Genomic DNA, 15,617 nt, shown 5'->3' with positions numbered 1-15,617 from the left:
CAGTCGCGTGACTAGACTGCCGATATCACCGAATCTGCGGAGGTCCGGATGCGCGCCCTGCTCCTCGCCGTGCTCCTCGTCTTAGCCGGCTGCTCCAGCCAGGAAGAACCACCCAGGACGGTGACGGTGTTCGCCGCGGCGTCACTCACCGAGACCTTCACCGCCCTGGGCAAGGAGTTCGAGGCCGCCAACCCGGGGGTCAAGGTCACCTTCAACTTCGCGGGCAGTTCCGCGCTCGCCAAGCAGATCACCGAGGGCGCGCCCGCAGACGTGTTCGCCTCGGCCGCGCCAGCGAACATGCAGCAGGTCACCGACGCCAAGGACCCGGTGACCTTCGCCAGGAACCAGTTGGAGATCGCGGTCCCCAAGGGCAACCCCGGCAAGGTCACCGGCCTGGCCGCCTTCGCCGACGAGAGCCTCGACATCGCGCTGTGCGCCGAGCAGGTGCCGTGCGGCGCGGCGGCGAAGAAGGCGCTGGCCGCGGCCGGGATCACGGCCAAGCCGGACACCCTGGAGCAGGACGTCAAGGCGGCGCTGACGAAGGTCCGGCTCGGCGAGGTCGACGCGGCGCTGGTGTACCGGACCGACGTCAAGGCCGCGGGCGCCGAGGTCGAGGGCATCGACTTCCCCGAGGCGAGCAAGGCGGTCAACGACTACCCGATCGCGGTGCTGGGCAAGGCACCTAACGCTGCCCAGGCCAAGGCGTTCGTCGACTTCGTCCGGTCCGACCGGGGTAAGGCCGTGCTCGCCGAAGCCGGGTTCTCAGCGCCGTGAGCGGGCGGCGGGTAGGCAAGGGGAGGCTGCCCGCCGTCCTTATCGCGCCCGCCGTGCTCGGCCTGGCGTTCTTGGTCCTACCGCTGATCGGTCTGCTCACACGGACGTCGTGGGCTGAGTTCCCCTCGCGACTGCTGAGCGCGGAGGTAGGCGAAGCGCTGCGGTTGTCGTTGGTGTGCGCGAGCTTGGCGACGGTCGTGTGTGTGGTGCTGGGTGTTCCGCTCGCGTGGGTCTTGGCTCGCGGTGACATACCTGGACGCCGGTTAGTTCGCGCACTCGTGACTGTGCCGTTGGTACTACCACCCGTGGTGGGCGGTGTGGCGTTGTTGCTGGTCCTGGGTAAGAGGGGACCGATAGGCGGGTTGTTGGAGAGCTGGTTCGGAGTGTCGTTGCCCTTCACCACGGCCGGGGTGGTGGTCGCCGAGGCGTTCGTGGCGATGCCGTTCCTGGTGATCTCGGTGGAGGGCGCGCTCCGGGCGACGGACCCGAGGGTGGAGGAGGCCGCGGCGACCCTGGGGGCGTCGCGGTGGTTGGCGTTCCGCCGGGTCACGCTGCCCTCGGTCATGCCGGGGGTGGTGGCGGGCACGGTGCTGTGCTGGACGCGCGCGTTGGGCGAGTTCGGCGCGACGATCACGTTCGCGGGCAACTTCCCCGGTGAGACCACGACGATGCCGCTGGCCGTCTACCTGGCGTTGGAGACCGATCCGCAAGCGGCGATCGCGTTGAGCGTGGTGCTGCTCGTCGTGTCCGTGGCGGTCTTGGCCAGTTTGCGCAACCGGTGGGTGGGCGGATGACCCTCGATGCCGTGCTGCGAGTGGACCGCGCTGGGTTAGACCTACCGTTGACCGTTGCGCCAGGCGAGGTGGTCGTAGTGCTGGGGCCTAACGGCGCCGGTAAGACAACCGCCTTGCGCGCACTCGCTGGGCTGCTCCCGCTGCAAGATGGTCACATCCGACTAGACGGGCGGGTGTGGGATGAGCCGCCGCGCACATTCGTGCAGCCGCAGCAGCGTCAGGTCGGGATGGTGTTCCAGGACTATCTCCTGTTCCAGCACATGTCCGCTCTGGAGAACGTCGCTTTTGGACTCCGGGCGCGAGGAACGCCGCGGGACACTGCGCGGACGCGGGCCATGACGTGGCTGGATGCCGTGGGGATCGGAGACCAGGCGCGGAAGCGGCCCGGCGCGTTGTCCGGCGGTCAGGCCCAGCGGGTGGCGTTGGCGCGGGCGTTGGCGACCGAACCGGCGGTGCTGCTGCTCGACGAGCCGCTCGCCGCCCTGGACGCGGCGACCCGGCTGAAGGTGCGCGCGGAACTGGGCCGCCACCTGCGTGGCTTCCCCGGGTGCACGGTCTTGGTGACCCACGACCCGGTGGACGCGATGGCCCTTGGCGATCGCCTGGTTGTCATCGAGGACGGCCAGGTAACGCAAACGGGCGTGCCTCGCGAGGTAGCACGGCATCCACGCACGCCTTACATCGCGGACCTGGTTGGGCTCAATCTGTTGCGCGGTAACGCCAACGGCACCGCGGTCACTCTCGACATCGGTATCGCCCTCACCACAGTCAGCGCCAACACCGGCGCCATCTACGTCGCCTGTCCTCCTTCGGCGATCTCCCTGCACCACGTGCAGTCCAGCGCGCCCAACACATGGAATACAAGCGTGGTCGGGGTCGAGCAGCACGCCCACACCGCCCGTATCCACCTAGAGGGCGGCATCTCCGCGGACCTCGCCCCAGCAATCATGGCCGACTTGGATCTCGACGCGCCTCTATGGGCAACGGTCGCCCCGGAGAGTCTTCAGACGTACAAGTGAGTCGCCTATCCGGGCTCGGCGCGGCAAGATCGCGCGCGTGGGTAAGAGTCCGTATGCGCAGGATGGTTACCGGTTCCGCTTCGACTGGGGCCTGTCGGGAGCGAAAGAGATCGCAGAAGCCGGGTGGGTGGTCGCGGTCATTGACGTGCTGTCATTCACGACAACCCTGACGGTCGCCGTAGACACAGGCGTTGAGGTCTTCCCCTACCGATGGCGGGACGAGTCAGCGGCGGAGTTCGGCGGCAGCACCTCAGTCCCGGTGTTGGTCGGTCCACGTTTCCGGCAGTCGAGGTAGCTCTACCGAGAACGTCGTCCCCTTACCGAGTTCAGACTCCACCGCGACCGAGCCGCCGTGGGCAGAGACAACCGCGTCCACGATCGCCAGCCCTAGGCCCGTACCGCCGCTCTCCTGCGTTCGTGACGGGTCTGCCCGGTAGAAGCGCTCGAACACGCGCTGCATGTCCGCTGGCGTAAGACCAGGACCCTCGTCGCTGACCTCCAACGCCGCTCTCGGCCCGATCAACCGAACCCGCACCTCGATGGCGCCCTCGGTGTGCCGCAGGGCGTTGCCGACCAGGTTCGACGCGACCTGCCGCAGCCGCTGGGTATCGCCCAGCACCACCGCCTGCTCATCGCCGATGTCCAGCTTCAGCGAGATAGACCTACCGGGCGCGACCACCCTGGCCTCGTGGACAGCGTCAACAGCGATGACAGCCAAATCGGCGGGCGCTAGCTCCAACGGGCGCTGGCGATCCAGGCTCGCCAACAACAACAAGTCCGCCACCAACGCGCTCATCCGTTCGGCCTGCCCCTCGATCCGGGCCATGACCTCACTGACGTCCGCAGCGGCACCCTGCCGGTATAGCTCCGCATAGCCGCGGATGGAAGTAAGAGGCGTACGCAGCTCATGGCTGGCGTCGGCGACGAACCGGCGCATCCGCCCCTCGGACACCCGCGCGGCCTCTTCCGACCGGGCGCGCGCGTGGAATGCCTGCTCGATCTGGCCGAGCATGCCGTTGAGCGACACCGCCAGTCGCCCGACCTCGCTGCCCGGGCGCCGCACGGGCACCCGGCGCGACAGATCACCGGCCGCGATGACCTCCGCCGTGGACTCGACCTCCTCCAGCGGGCGCAGACTGCCCCGCACCAGCGCGTAGCCGGTGCCCGCGAGCAGCACCAACGCGCCGAGGCTGATCAGCAGGAAGGTCCGCCGCAGGTCGTCGACGGCGGTGTCGACATCGGCCTGGCTGGCGGCGACCACCACCTCGTCCGCCCCGGCGGGCCGGACCAGCACCCGCCACCGCGGCGTCGAGTCGTCCGCCGAGTCCACGGTCACGTAGGTGCCCGACGGGACCGTGCCGAACGCGGGCAACGCGGGCCGTGGGCCGCTGTCGCGGCGCGGGGTCAGGTCGAGCACTTGGCCGTCCGCGTGGCGCAGCACCACGACCTCTTGCTGTGCCCACGCCTGGCCCCTGTTCGCGCGCGCGGGCTCGAAACCGGTGAGCAGTTGCCGTTGAGCCGACCCGCTCATCCGGTCGAGCCTGGCGTCGACCTGGCCGAGCAGGTAGTCCTGCATCACCTGCGAGCCGATCGCCCACGTACCGAGCAGGCCGGCCGCGGTGAGCACGACGATGACCAGCACCAGGTGGACCCGTAGCGGTAACCGTCCGAAGGCGGCCTTAACCCGTGACAAGCCGCTCACGGAGACCGCAGCACATAGCCGAACCCGCGCACAGTGTGGATAAGGCGGGTCTCGCCATCGTCGACCTTGCGGCGCAGGTACGAAATATAGGACTCCACGACGCCAGCCTCGCCGTTGAAGTCGTAGTTCCACACCTGGTCGAGGATCTGCGCTTTCGACACCACTCGACCAGCGTTGCGCAGCAGGTAGTGCAAGAGCTTGAACTCAGTCGGCGACAGCTCCACCGCGCGGCCCGCTTTGCGCACGGTGTGGCTGTCGACCTCCAGCTCCAGGTCACCCACTGTCAGCCGTTCAGGCTCACCGCCCGCGGGTCGGGTGCGGCGCAAGATCGCGGCGACCCGGGCGATGACCTCTTCCAAGCTGAACGGCTTGGTGACGTAGTCGTCGCCGCCGATGGTCAGACCGGTGACCTTGTCCTGGTTGGCGTCACGCGCGGTCAGGAACAGCACGGGCACGCCGTGCCCGCCCGCGCGCAGCCGCCGCAGCACGTCGAACCCGTCCCGGTCGGGCAGCATCACGTCCAGCACCAGCAGGTCCGGGCGCAGCCGTTCGGCCTGGCGCAGCGCGTCGGCGCCGGTCGCGGCGGTGGCCACGGTGAACCCGGCGAAGCGCAGACTGGTCGCCAGCAGGTCCCGGATGCCGTCGTCGTCCTCGACGACCAGCAGCGACGCCGGGGTCACCCCGCCGCCTGCCTGCGGGTCAGCGACCGCGCGGTCACCGACCCGTCCGCGGCCTGCTGGCCGAGCACCACGACCGTGTCACCCGCGGCCAGGTCGGCGAGCTTGCCCGCGCTGACCAGGTCGACCGTCGTGGAGTCCGATGTGGACACCTTGACGACCTTACCGTCCTGGGTCTTCACGTACACGGTGGAACCCTCGACGTGGTCGATGGTGCCGGTGGTCCCTCCCCGACCCTGTCCTGGCTGACCGCCTTGACCACCTTGACCGCCTTGTCCGGGTTGCCCGCCCTGTCCGCCGCCGAAGCCGCCATAGCCACCCGCGCCTCTACCTCCGACAGCGGGCGCCGCGGTCGTAGTGGTCGACGCGAGGGCCTTGTGCGCCAGTGCCCCACCACCGAACGCGAGCACTACGAGCACAGCGACCGCGAGACCGATGGTGACCTTGCTGATCCCCTTACCCGCCGCGCGCAACTCCTTGTCGATGTCACCGCCGACCGGTTGGGCCAACAGCGGGTCTTGGTCTGGTGTGGTCACGGTTTCCCCTATTCGTGTCGCAGAGCTTCGATGGGACGGAGGCGAGCGGCGCGGCTCGCCGGGTAGCTGCCGAAGAAGAGGCCGATCAGCGCGGACACGGCGAACGCGAGCAGCACCGACGACGGCACGATCACCGGGGTGATGCCCGCGATGGTGAACCGCGCGCCGATGAAGCCGGCCGCCACGCCGAGCAGGCCGCCGAAGAGGCTGAGCATGGTCGCCTCCAGCAGGAACTGCCCGAGGATGGCGCCCCGGCGGGCGCCGACGGCCTTGCGGATGCCGATCTCGCGGATCCGCTCGGTGACGGTGACCAGCATGATGTTGGTGACGCCGATCCCGCCGACCAGCAGCGAGATGGCCGCGACCGAGGCCAGCAGCACGGTGAAGGTGTCGGTGGTCGCGGTGCGGGCGGTGAGCAACTGCTCCTGGCTGAGCACGCGGTAGTCGGCCGTCGCACCGAAGCCGATCTTGTGGCGGCCGTCCAGGATGGTCGTGACCTGGGCCTGGGCCGCGCTGATGGTGTCGGCGCTGGTGGCCTGCACGACGATCTGGGACAGGCTGCCGTACCCGGTGAGCGCGTTCTGCACGGTGCTCAGCGGCGCCACGGCGGTGTCGTCGGCGTCCTGCAGCCCGCTGGAGCCCTTGGTGGCCAGCACGCCCACGACGGTGAACGGGATGTTGTTGACCAGGATGGACTGGCCGACCGGGCTGGCCGACGGGAACAACTGCGTCGCCACCGTGGCCCCGATGACCACGACCTTGCGGCCCTGGGCCAGGTCGTCCGCGGTGAACAGCGCGCCCTGGGCCACCGCGCTGTTGGTGGTGGAGAAGTAGGCCGGGTCGGTGCCGACGAACTGGGAGATGCTGTAGCTGACGTCGGCGTGCGCCGCGGTCGCCGAGGTCGAGGTCACCGGGGACGCCGACTTCACCGCGGGCGCCTCGACCGGGTCGGCGAGCGCCTTGGCGTCGGCGGTGGTCAGCGGCTTGGTCGACGAGCCAGCCTGGGCCCGCTGCGGCGAGATCGTGAGCACGTTGGTGCCCAGCCCGGCGATGCTCTGCTGCACCGACTGGGAGGCGCCGTTGCCGACCGCGATCAGCAGGATCACCGAGGCGACGCCGATCATGATGCCGAGCGTGGTCAGCGCCGATCGCAGCTTGTTCGCGGTCACCCCGCGCACCGCGAAGGCCAGTACCTCGGTGAACCTCACGCGGGCACCCCCTGCGCGATGTGGCCGTCGACGACCCGGACCACGCGGTTCGCGTGCGCGGCGACGTCGTCCTCGTGGGTGATCAGGACGACCGTGCGGCCGCTGGCGTTGAGCGCGTCGAGGATGCCCATGACGTCCTGGCTGCTGCGGGTGTCGAGGTTGCCGGTCGGCTCGTCGGCCAGCACGATCGCGGGGGCGGTGACCAGTGCGCGGGCGATCGCGACGCGCTGCTGCTGCCCGCCGGAGAGCTCGTTGGGCCGGTGGTGGGCGCGGTCGTCCAGGCCGACCAGCCGCAGCGCCGCCATCGCCCTGGCCCGCCGCTCCGCCCGGCGCACGCCCGCGTAGACCAGCGGCAGTTCGACGTTGGCCAGCGCGGAGGTGCGCGGGATCAGGTTGAACGACTGGAACACGAACCCGATCTTGCGGTTGCGCAGGATGCCCAACTGGGCCTCGCCGAACTCGACGGTGTCGATGCCGTCGAGCAGGTACCGGCCGGAGGTGGGCACGTCGAGGCAGCCGAGGATGTTGAGCAAGGTGGACTTACCGGAGCCCGATGCGCCCATGATGGCGAGGTAGTCCCCGCGCGCGACGGTGAGATCGAGACCTCTTAGCGCGTGCACGGCTGTGTCTCCGCTGCCGTAGGTCTTGCGCAGGTCTCGGACCTCGATGACTGGGGCCGTCACCGGCCCGGTCCGGTTCCACCAGTACCGCCGGGCCTTGCGCCACCGGTGCCGCCGAAGCCACCTGTGCCACCTAGACCGCCCGCGTTGCGGTTGTTGTTGTTCTGGGTGCTTGTGGCTACCTGCGGCAGAAGAACCTGCTCGTTCGCGGTAAGCCCAGAGGTGACCTCGACGTAAGTGTCACCCTTGACGCCGAGTTCAACGGTGCGACGAGTCTCTTGTCCGTTCACCACGACAGTGACCGAACTGGCGTTGCCCACCGTTTGCACTGCCGCCGAAGGTACGGCCAACACGTTCGTCGCACTCGCGACCGTGACGGTGACGCTGGCGGACTGGCCCGGCTTGAGGTTCGCGGGCGGGCTGGTCAGGGCGAGCGTGGTGCCGTACTGCACGACGTTGTTGGCGGTGGTGGGCAGCAGGTCGATCGCCGCTACCGCCGCCTGAATGGGCTGGTTGGGCAGCGCGTTGACGGTAACGGTCGCCGTTTGCCCTGCCTTGAGCTTGCTGACGTCGCTCTCGGCCACGTCCGCGTGCAGGGTGAGGTTCTTCAGGTCCGTGATGACGAAGTCACCGGTCGCTGTAGTCCCCGTCGACGACCCACCCGATCCCGACTTACCGCCGACGGTGACGTTGACCGACGTGACCGTACCGTCGCCCGGCGCGGCCAACGTCATGTCCGCCAACGCAGCCTTGGCCTTGTCCCGGTTCAGGACGGCCTGGGTGACCTGGTTGTCGAGCTGATCGGTGTCCTTGCCCGCCGCCTCGGCGGTGTCCCGGCTGTCCACGGCCTGCGCGAGGCTGTTCTGCGCGATCGACAGCTCCAGCTTCGCCTCGGTGGTGTCGAGCGCGCCCAGGGTCTGCCCCTTGGTCACCACATCCCCCACCTTGACGCTCACCGTCGCCACCGTCCCGGACGCCCCGAACGACGCCGTACCGGTATAGCCGGCCTCAACGGTCCCCGACGCGGTCACGGTCTCCGTCACATCGCGCGCGGCGACCTCAGCGGTCCGCGTTGTCGCAGCCGCCGCCTGCTCGGTCCCGGAGTCGAAGAACACGAAGTACCCGCCGACCCCCACACCGACCAACACCACAACCAACAGCCCATTGACGAGCCACCCACGTCTCATGGCCGGTTATCCTCGACACCAACCCTGTGCCCCACCTACGCGAAAGCCGGCAGTTCCCTGTGAACACCGACCGGCCCCCCACGCGAACGTGAGGGGCCGGGACATCGAAGCGGGGCGGGTCAGGCCAACATCAGCTTCGTCACCAACGGAGTCAGCGCCGCCGCAGCCGCGACCACCAGGACGAACACCAGCCACGGCCGCCGCGCGCGGAACTCCGGGGGACGGTGCAGCTCACCGCCCGCCCGGCCGCTGTCCAGTGCCTCTTGCAACCGCGCACCGACACCACTACCGACATCCGCGTACCGGCGGGACAACCTGGCCAGCCACCACACCCGGTCAAACTCCCAGCGCAGCGACTCCCCGTCGCCGGTGGCCACCAGGAAGGCGTTGCCCCGCACGTCGATCCTGGCGATCTCCGACCACCGGAGCGCCCGCACCCGCACCGCCCACACCGCCGTGAGCCCGCCCTCGTTCCACAACAGGCGCGGCCGCAGCCCCGACCGCCAGATCACCTCACACGCCCCAGCAGCAACCACAGCGGCGATCGGGATCGCGGGCAGTCCGGCTCCCCACTCGAGCACCAGGTAGCTGGGTACCAACGCGGACAACACACACATGACAGCCAAGCCGAAACCATTGATAGGGCGGCTACCGCTGAGGAACCGACCCGCCATCACACCTCCGCTTGACACCACGACAGGCGATCCTGCCAGTACACCGAGCGTGACCCGGGCGGCCGCGTGGCCGCCCGGGTCACCTCAGATCAACGGTACCGCGCCTTGAACGCCGCCTGCCTCAGCGACGACGCGCGCCTGCCCATCGCCCAGAGCTTGGCGGGCTTGAAGTACTTCGTTGCCCGGCCGTACGCCGACGCCCGGTGGGACACCGCGACCGGGTACCTCGCAGCTGCCGCCTTCGCGAAGCGGAAGCTCAGGAACCCGCTGAACGCACCCTTGAGAACGCCCATTCCGACATGGCGCACCGGGCTTTCCGACCGGTGGTTGACATACCAGTTCGCTCCACCGAGCAGGCCGCCCGCGAGCGCGCCCACACCGACGGCGCAGCCGACACCCGCGGTACCGACGCACACCGCACCGACGGCGATACCCACCGCGATACCGCGTACCAGCCCGTTGTTCAGGGCCTTCTTGCCGAGGTTCTTCGCGCCGTTCCACATCGACCTGCACCAGCTGCAAGAGAACTGGCCGTCCAGGTCGGTGTTGTTGATCGGATCGGCGTTGGTGTAGTCGTAGTCGTTGGCGCTACCGCCTTCGACCGGGTCGACGGAGAGGAATCGTCCGAGGAGCGGGCTGTACGGGCGCGCCCCCATCTGGACCAAGGACAGGGACCCAGCGTGCTCGTACGGCCGTTGGTGCTGCCCGAGCCAGCCGTGGTCGAAGTGCCCCGGCTGGTTGTCCGGCACGCCGTCGTTGCTCGTGCTCCCCGTCTCCCCGAACGGCCCGTAGGTCCGCAGGGAACCTGACTGCACACCGGTCGAGGTCGTGGTGAGCACGAGGTCACCACGCACGCTCGCGTGGTCCCAGGTCTGGTCGGCGGTCACCGGCTTCCAGGTGTAGAGGACGCCACCCGGCAGGCTGATGCTCCGGGTGAGGAACTTCTTGTCGGTCCCCGCCAGTGCGTAGTCCGGGGTGTCCCCGTCCCCGGTGTAGCCGTACCGGACATCGGTGTGGACGTCGCCCTGACTGGTCTGGCGGCGGAGGATCCGACCGGTGGAGTCCCGCGTGTAGGACACCGCGGCCGGGTCCGCGCCAGTGGTCGTGACCTGGATGTTGCGGTCGGCGTTGTCCCAGGCGAGAACCGTGGTCGCGGCGCCATCGGTGTACTGGGTGGTCGAGCCGTGGCCGTTGTACTGCACCCCGGTGATGGCGGTTGCCCCGGTGGTGGTCAGCAGCCGGTCGGCGGCGTCGTAGCAGTAGCCGGTCTCGGCCGTGCCGCTCGCCGTCTCGTCGAGCAGGCGGACTCGGTTGGTGTTGAGACCCGCGGTGACCTGCTTGCCGGTCGGGCAGGCGGCAGGCGCGTTCGAGGTGAAGTCGTAGGTGTAGTGGTGGCCCTGCACCCACGCCTCGGTGAGCCGACCCGCGGAGTCGTAGACGAAGTTCGGCTGACTCGGTCGGGCGTCGACACCACCCAGGGTCTCGTCGACGATGGTTCCCGCCCTGGTGCGGGTCACCGCCGAGGTGACCGCGACGTTGGCGCTGGTCTTCCAGTTCAGCGCCGTGGTGCGGCCAGCGTCGTCGTTGCCGATGCCGGTCAGCGAACTGCCGTTCGCGTAGGTCACCGACACCAACTCGCCCGCGGCGTCGAAGGTCGAGGTGGCCAGGACCGTCGACCCGAGCGAGGTGGTGAGCGCCCGGCCCGCGTCGTCGTAGGTGTTGGTGATCTCCTGCGGGGTGTCGGTGGCGTTGGGCGGGACGACCTTCTCCAGGGTCACCCGGCCCGCCTGGTTGTAGGTGGTCTCGGTGCGGACCCCGTTGGCGTCGGTGTAGGCGACCACGCGGCCGATCAGGTCGGTCTGGGTGGTCGTCGTCCCGTTGTAGTCGGTGACAGAAGTGGTCAACGGGTCACCGCCAACCGCGTAGTTGGTGGTGACCGTCCGCTCACCTGCGGCGGCGTTGCCGGGAACCTTCACGGACACCACTCGGTCGCGGACGTCGTAGGTGGTGCACGTCCAGTCACCCGACACCGCCTTGGCCACGATGCGGCCGGAAGCGTCGTAGATCTGGTCGTCGACGCGGGCCGGGCCCGCGGCGGGCGCCACAGCGGTGGTCTTCTTGACCAGCCCGCCCTGGTTGACCTGCACGTCACCCGCGACGCACGGGTCGTCGCGCGTCTCGGTGTCGCCGTAGAACTCGTAGGAGGTCACCGCACCGGTCGGCGCGGTCTTCGATGTCTTGCGCAGGTACCCCACCCCTGGCGCCTCGTAGCCGATGGAGCTGGACAACCCGCCGGAGGTCGCACTGGTCACCTGGCCGTAGGTCGCGTCCAGCCCGTTCTGGTCGTAGCGCGTCGTGCTGGTCGAGTTCGCCACGCCGCCGGACTGGTGCGTGGTGCTGGAGGTGGTCAGTCCGTGCCGCGGTCGCAGTGCCGAGCCGGGGACGATCTCCTGCACGTTGGCCGGGGTGGTCCAGTGGAGTTCGAGTTGGGCGCCGAGGTTGACCTCGAAGTAGTCGATGCGGATCTTCTTGGCCTGACCTGCCGCGGTGCTGGTGACGTTGGCGTTGCGCCACAGCGGGTAGGTGCCGATCCAGCTGTCGATGATCAACTGGTCGTCCACCCAGACGCGGATGCCGTCGTCGCCCAGGATGCGCAAGTTGTAGGTACCGGCAGCCGGGAACACGATGTCACCTGTGGCTCGCAGCGAGAAGTAGTCCGCCGGGATGCCGGTGGTGGGGACTCCGGGCCAGGTCTGCTGCAAGGTGCCGGTGGGGTCGCCGAAACCGGTCGTGTAGACCTTCGGCGCACCGGACAAGGTGTTGTTGTCGTACCAGGACACGGCCAGGCCGTTGATGTTCTCGTCGTAGCCGGTCGATGTCCTCGGCACGGTGCTCGCACAGGCCACGGTCGGGAGTTGGCCGGCGAAGCACGACGCCGGTGCGGGGCCGTAGTTGTCGGTCGGGCGGTCCTGGCTGTCGTAGACCGTGGTCGACACCCGGCCTGCGGGGTCGGTGGTGGTGAGTTTCTGGTCCTTGACGTTCCAGGTCTGCGAGGAAACCTTGCCGGTTGCGTCCGTTGTGGACAGAAGCCGGTCGGCGTCGTCGTAGGTGACCTTGCTGGAGAACCCGATCGCCGGTGTGATGCCCGCGATGTCGGTGTAGGCGATGCGGTTGGGCCGGTCGTAGCGGTAGGACTGCTTCGGCCGTGGCGCGCCGACCGACGGGGCCGGGAAGGTCACCGATGTGGCGACCGGCTTGATCGCGGCGGTGTTGTCGTACCCGATCGCGGAGTAGGCGTCCGCCGTGTCACGGACTCCCGGGTTGACCGCGACCCAGTCCGCGGCGATGGCGTCCCGGACACCGGTGAGAATGCCGTTGGTGTAGGTGTAGTCGGTGATCTCGCTGCCCGGGTCCTCCACCCGGAACAACTGCCCGGACTTGTACCACAGGCGGGTGGTGGAGCCGTCCCAGTAGACGATGCGGCACAGCATCTGGGCGGGCGGCAACGAGTCCGCGCCGCTGGGGATCGAGGCACCGCCGTAGCAGTCCTCACCCGGGCGGTTGTAGTAGAGCTGGTGGTAGCGGTTGGACACCGGGTCCTTGATCTGGACCAGTCGCGACGGGGTGCCGTTGTAGAGGTTCTGCAACGCCGCGGGCTTGCGGGAGTCGGCCACATTGGACTGCGTGTCGAGCTTGCCGTCCGTGCGGAAGACGAAGATGTCGGCACCCTGGGTCAACGTGACCCGGCCCGAGTTGTCCAAACCGAGGGTGCCCTCTTCGTCCTCCGGCGGGGCGTAGCCGCCGGTGGACTTCTTGGTCCACGTGTGCTTGGCGCCGGTGGCGTCGGTCAGGACGATGGTCTGGTCGACGACCTTGGCCTCGGTGTAGGTGCCGCCGGTGCCGTCCAGGTCGGCCGACAGGGTCCAGCCCTTGGGCAGCGGCGGGCTGTCGGTGGAGGCCAGCCACTCCGACTTGACGACCTGCTCCGGCACCGAGCCGCCGGAGGTGGTGCGAGTGTAGAGGTGCATCTCGGCGGCGCCCTGCATCTCCTGCAGTTCGACCTTGATCGGCACCGCGACGCCCTGGGTCAACGCGATACCCGTTGCCGCGCCCCAGTTCAGGGCGGTGACGGCGTTGGGCACGTCGTAGACCTTGGTGTTGTTGATCCAGATGACCGGTCCGTCGTCGTGGATACCGGCGAACTGGTAGGTGCCGGTGACCGGCGGGATGAACCAGCCTTCCCAGCGGACCAGCCACCAGTCGCCACCCAAGGCGGGTGAGTGCGGCGAACCGGTACCCCAGTTCACGTTGATCTGCGGCTCGTTGCGCACCAGCACCGGAACCTGCTGGTCGTTGATCAGACCCGCGTGCGACACGTCGTCGAAGTACGACGCCTTCACACCTGTGTTCACCGGCTGCTGCGAGTTGTACGAGAACGTGAGCCCCGCGGTACCACCTACCGTGGTGAACGTCGGGCTCGCCGCGCTGGTGGAGACGTTGCCGTTGGCGAGGTTCACCGTGACCGGCCCCGCGGTGTCGATCGGGGAGGGGCCGTGGTCGCCGATGCGCTGGTCGACCTTGAAGTGCCCGACCCAGGTGGACGGCGTCAGGCTGTAACCCGATGCTGTCGTTGCCTTCCAGGTGTAGGCCGCACCATCGGTCAACACACCCTCGGGGATCGTCCACGTCGGAGTGCTCACACAACCGGAGTCGACGACCTGGCCGGACTTGCCGTCGGTGCCGGTGGCGACGGTGAAGCAGTACTTGACCGCGTCGCCGTCGGCGTCGGTGACCGGGTTGACCGCCAGGGTCGGGGTCAGCGAGGTGAGCACGCTGTTGTCCGCAGGCGCCGAGAGAACCGGGGCCGGGGGTGCGCTGCCGGTGTCGACGTAGAGGACGGCGTTGAGGTTCTTGTAGGTGTAGACACCGGGGTTCTCGGTGCCGGTCAGCATGAACCAGTAGGCCCAGTTGTTCGTGTCGACCGCGTGCTTGATGAAGTTGGTCAACGCGGTGCTCTGGAAGCTGCCGACATCACCGACGACCGAGGACGCTAGGAACGGGCCAGGGCCGTTGAAGCTGAAGTTGTTCAGGTCGTAGAGGTTCGTGCCCCACGCCTTGTTGTAGCCACCGCCACCCGAGCGCGCGACATCCAGGCGCACACCGACCACGGTCTTACCCGACAGCGACGGGTAGTTGAAGTGGAACGCCGACCGCCAGTACGTGTCGCCACCACCGGAGCCGGACTGGGAGTTGCCGATCCGCACACCACAGTGCTGACACGAGTACCCGTCCGACTTGTACGCCCACGCGTTGTCGGTGTTGAAGCTGAACGTCGGGTCGACGCTGACCGGGTAGACCCGCTTCGAGTCCTTCAACCACGCCTCGTCGACCGAGACGGTCAAGGCCCACTTGCCCCCGACCCGCTCCAACGCGTACCGGCCACCGGTCTGCGCCGGGGCCTTGTCCTTGCCGTCACCAGCCGAGTCCCAGGTCTCAACCGGCGGCATCACCGCCTTGATCTTCCCGGCGGCGTCCACCAGCTCCACGCCATCGCCCGCAAGACGCGGGGTCAAGCTGCCGGTGTCCAGGGTGAACCGCCACGACGAACGCCCCGGCTTGCGCAGGACGATCGTCTCCTTCACCGAACTCGCCGTGACCTCGTACCTCAGGTCCGTGTCCGGCGCCACATCCGTGTAGTCGGCGTTCTTGCCCGCGACCTTGGCCGTGCGGCCCTTCGCCGCACCATCCAGACCGAGGGAGACCTTCGCGCCGTCGACCTCGATCCCGACCAACGCCGGATCGTCCGCCGAAGCCCCCAGGGAAGGGTTCAGCGGATGCCGCTTCGCCCTCGCCCGACCCGACCTGTCGACCTCCAACGAGGCGTCGATCGCCTGCCAGTTCCCCGCCTCATCCTTGACGTTCAACGGTTCCGCGGACTGCTTGGTGGTGCGCGACCCATCCGGGTTCACGTACTCCTCGACGAACTCAGACCGCGACACCACCCGCGACCGCACCGGGTCGAACCGCGAACCCGGATCAGCCGCCCGCGCCAACGGAGCGAAATCAGCGTCCACCCGCGACGCGGGCACACGCTTCCCCGCCGCCGCAGGCGCATCAGCCAGCGGCAACGTCCGAACATCAACAGCAGTAGAAGGACCAGGTTTGGGCGCGGCCGCAGCGGCAGGTGTCACCGCCGTCACCCCGGAAATGACCACCATGGCGACCAAGGCCACACCCGCACCCCGGACAGCCCTCATCGGACGCACGCCTACGCGCGCGCCGCTATAGCGACGTTTCACGATCACCCCAGATCTCTGGCGGTTCGGACAAACCGCACCATCGCAACGAATCGAGCATGTCGAGTTCTCGCGCATGCCGCGATCCGCCGTTCGGGTTGCCGAGGGGCAGTTTGCTCACACGGCCCCC

General features: G+C 68.6%; 11 protein-coding genes. 3 read left to right on the top strand and 8 right to left on the bottom strand.

Features of this window, described 5'->3' with window-relative positions:
* The first annotated feature begins 48 nt into the window (after positions 1 to 48).
* The 3 genes from modA to CLV68_RS09470 are packed head-to-tail and all read left to right on the top strand — an operon-like array spanning position 49 to position 2,587.
* Complete coding sequence (modA, locus tag CLV68_RS09480; RefSeq protein ID WP_121390002.1) at positions 49 to 774, top strand: molybdate ABC transporter substrate-binding protein; 726 nt, start codon at positions 49 to 51, stop codon at positions 772 to 774.
* A 26-nt stretch (positions 775 to 800) separates the two neighbouring features.
* Positions 801 to 1,568: a molybdate ABC transporter permease subunit gene (gene modB, locus CLV68_RS09475; RefSeq protein ID WP_211346531.1), complete on the top strand. Its 768-nt coding sequence runs from the start codon at positions 801 to 803 to the stop codon at positions 1,566 to 1,568.
* The gene (locus CLV68_RS09470; RefSeq protein WP_121390000.1) at positions 1,565 to 2,587 is read left to right on the top strand and encodes an ABC transporter ATP-binding protein; all 1,023 of its coding nucleotides are present in this window, start codon (positions 1,565 to 1,567) and stop codon (positions 2,585 to 2,587) included. Before modB ends, CLV68_RS09470 begins: the two co-directional genes overlap by 4 nt.
* A 250-nt stretch (positions 2,588 to 2,837) precedes the next feature.
* On the opposite strand, the gene CLV68_RS09465 is transcribed toward CLV68_RS09470, so the two are convergent.
* The 8 genes from CLV68_RS09465 to CLV68_RS09430 all read right to left on the bottom strand — a co-directional run bounded on the left by CLV68_RS09465 (position 2,838) and on the right by CLV68_RS09430 (position 15,424).
* Complete coding sequence (locus CLV68_RS09465) at positions 2,838 to 4,229, bottom strand: sensor histidine kinase (RefSeq protein WP_211346450.1); 1,392 nt, start codon at positions 4,227 to 4,229, stop codon at positions 2,838 to 2,840.
* A gap of 56 nt (positions 4,230 to 4,285) precedes the next feature.
* Positions 4,286 to 4,969, bottom strand: coding sequence for a response regulator transcription factor (locus CLV68_RS09460; protein WP_121389999.1), 684 nt, complete (start codon positions 4,967 to 4,969; stop codon positions 4,286 to 4,288).
* Positions 4,966 to 5,502: a DUF5666 domain-containing protein gene (locus CLV68_RS09455; protein ID WP_121389998.1), complete on the bottom strand. Its 537-nt coding sequence runs from the start codon at positions 5,500 to 5,502 to the stop codon at positions 4,966 to 4,968. Before CLV68_RS09455 ends, CLV68_RS09460 begins: the two co-directional genes overlap by 4 nt.
* A gap of 8 nt (positions 5,503 to 5,510) precedes the next feature.
* A complete protein-coding gene (locus CLV68_RS09450; protein WP_121389997.1) occupies positions 5,511 to 6,710 on the bottom strand; it encodes an ABC transporter permease in 1,200 nt (399 codons plus the stop codon).
* Positions 6,707 to 7,393, bottom strand: a complete 687-nt coding sequence (locus CLV68_RS09445; RefSeq protein ID WP_121389996.1) for an ABC transporter ATP-binding protein — start codon at positions 7,391 to 7,393, stop codon at positions 6,707 to 6,709. Before CLV68_RS09445 ends, CLV68_RS09450 begins: the two co-directional genes overlap by 4 nt.
* Positions 7,390 to 8,517 carry an efflux RND transporter periplasmic adaptor subunit gene (locus CLV68_RS09440; RefSeq protein ID WP_121389995.1) on the bottom strand — a complete coding sequence of 376 codons (1,128 nt, stop codon included), beginning with the start codon at positions 8,515 to 8,517 and terminating at the stop codon, positions 7,390 to 7,392. Before CLV68_RS09440 ends, CLV68_RS09445 begins: the two co-directional genes overlap by 4 nt.
* Positions 8,518 to 8,636: 119 nt before the next feature.
* Positions 8,637 to 9,134 (bottom strand): hypothetical protein, encoded by a 498-nt coding sequence (locus CLV68_RS09435; RefSeq protein WP_147459924.1) that lies wholly within the window; start codon positions 9,132 to 9,134, stop codon positions 8,637 to 8,639.
* A 146-nt stretch (positions 9,135 to 9,280) separates the two neighbouring features.
* Positions 9,281 to 15,424, bottom strand: a complete 6,144-nt coding sequence (locus CLV68_RS09430) for a PA14 domain-containing protein (RefSeq protein ID WP_211346449.1) — start codon at positions 15,422 to 15,424, stop codon at positions 9,281 to 9,283.
* Between the last annotated feature and the right edge of the window lie 193 nt (positions 15,425 to 15,617).

Origin of the sequence: Actinokineospora cianjurensis (genome assembly GCF_003663795.1) — a bacterium.
Classification (GTDB): domain Bacteria; phylum Actinomycetota; class Actinomycetes; order Mycobacteriales; family Pseudonocardiaceae; genus Actinokineospora; species Actinokineospora terrae.
The sequence above is the reverse complement of the archived record's forward strand: the minus strand, read 5'-3'. Positions and strand labels throughout refer to the sequence as shown.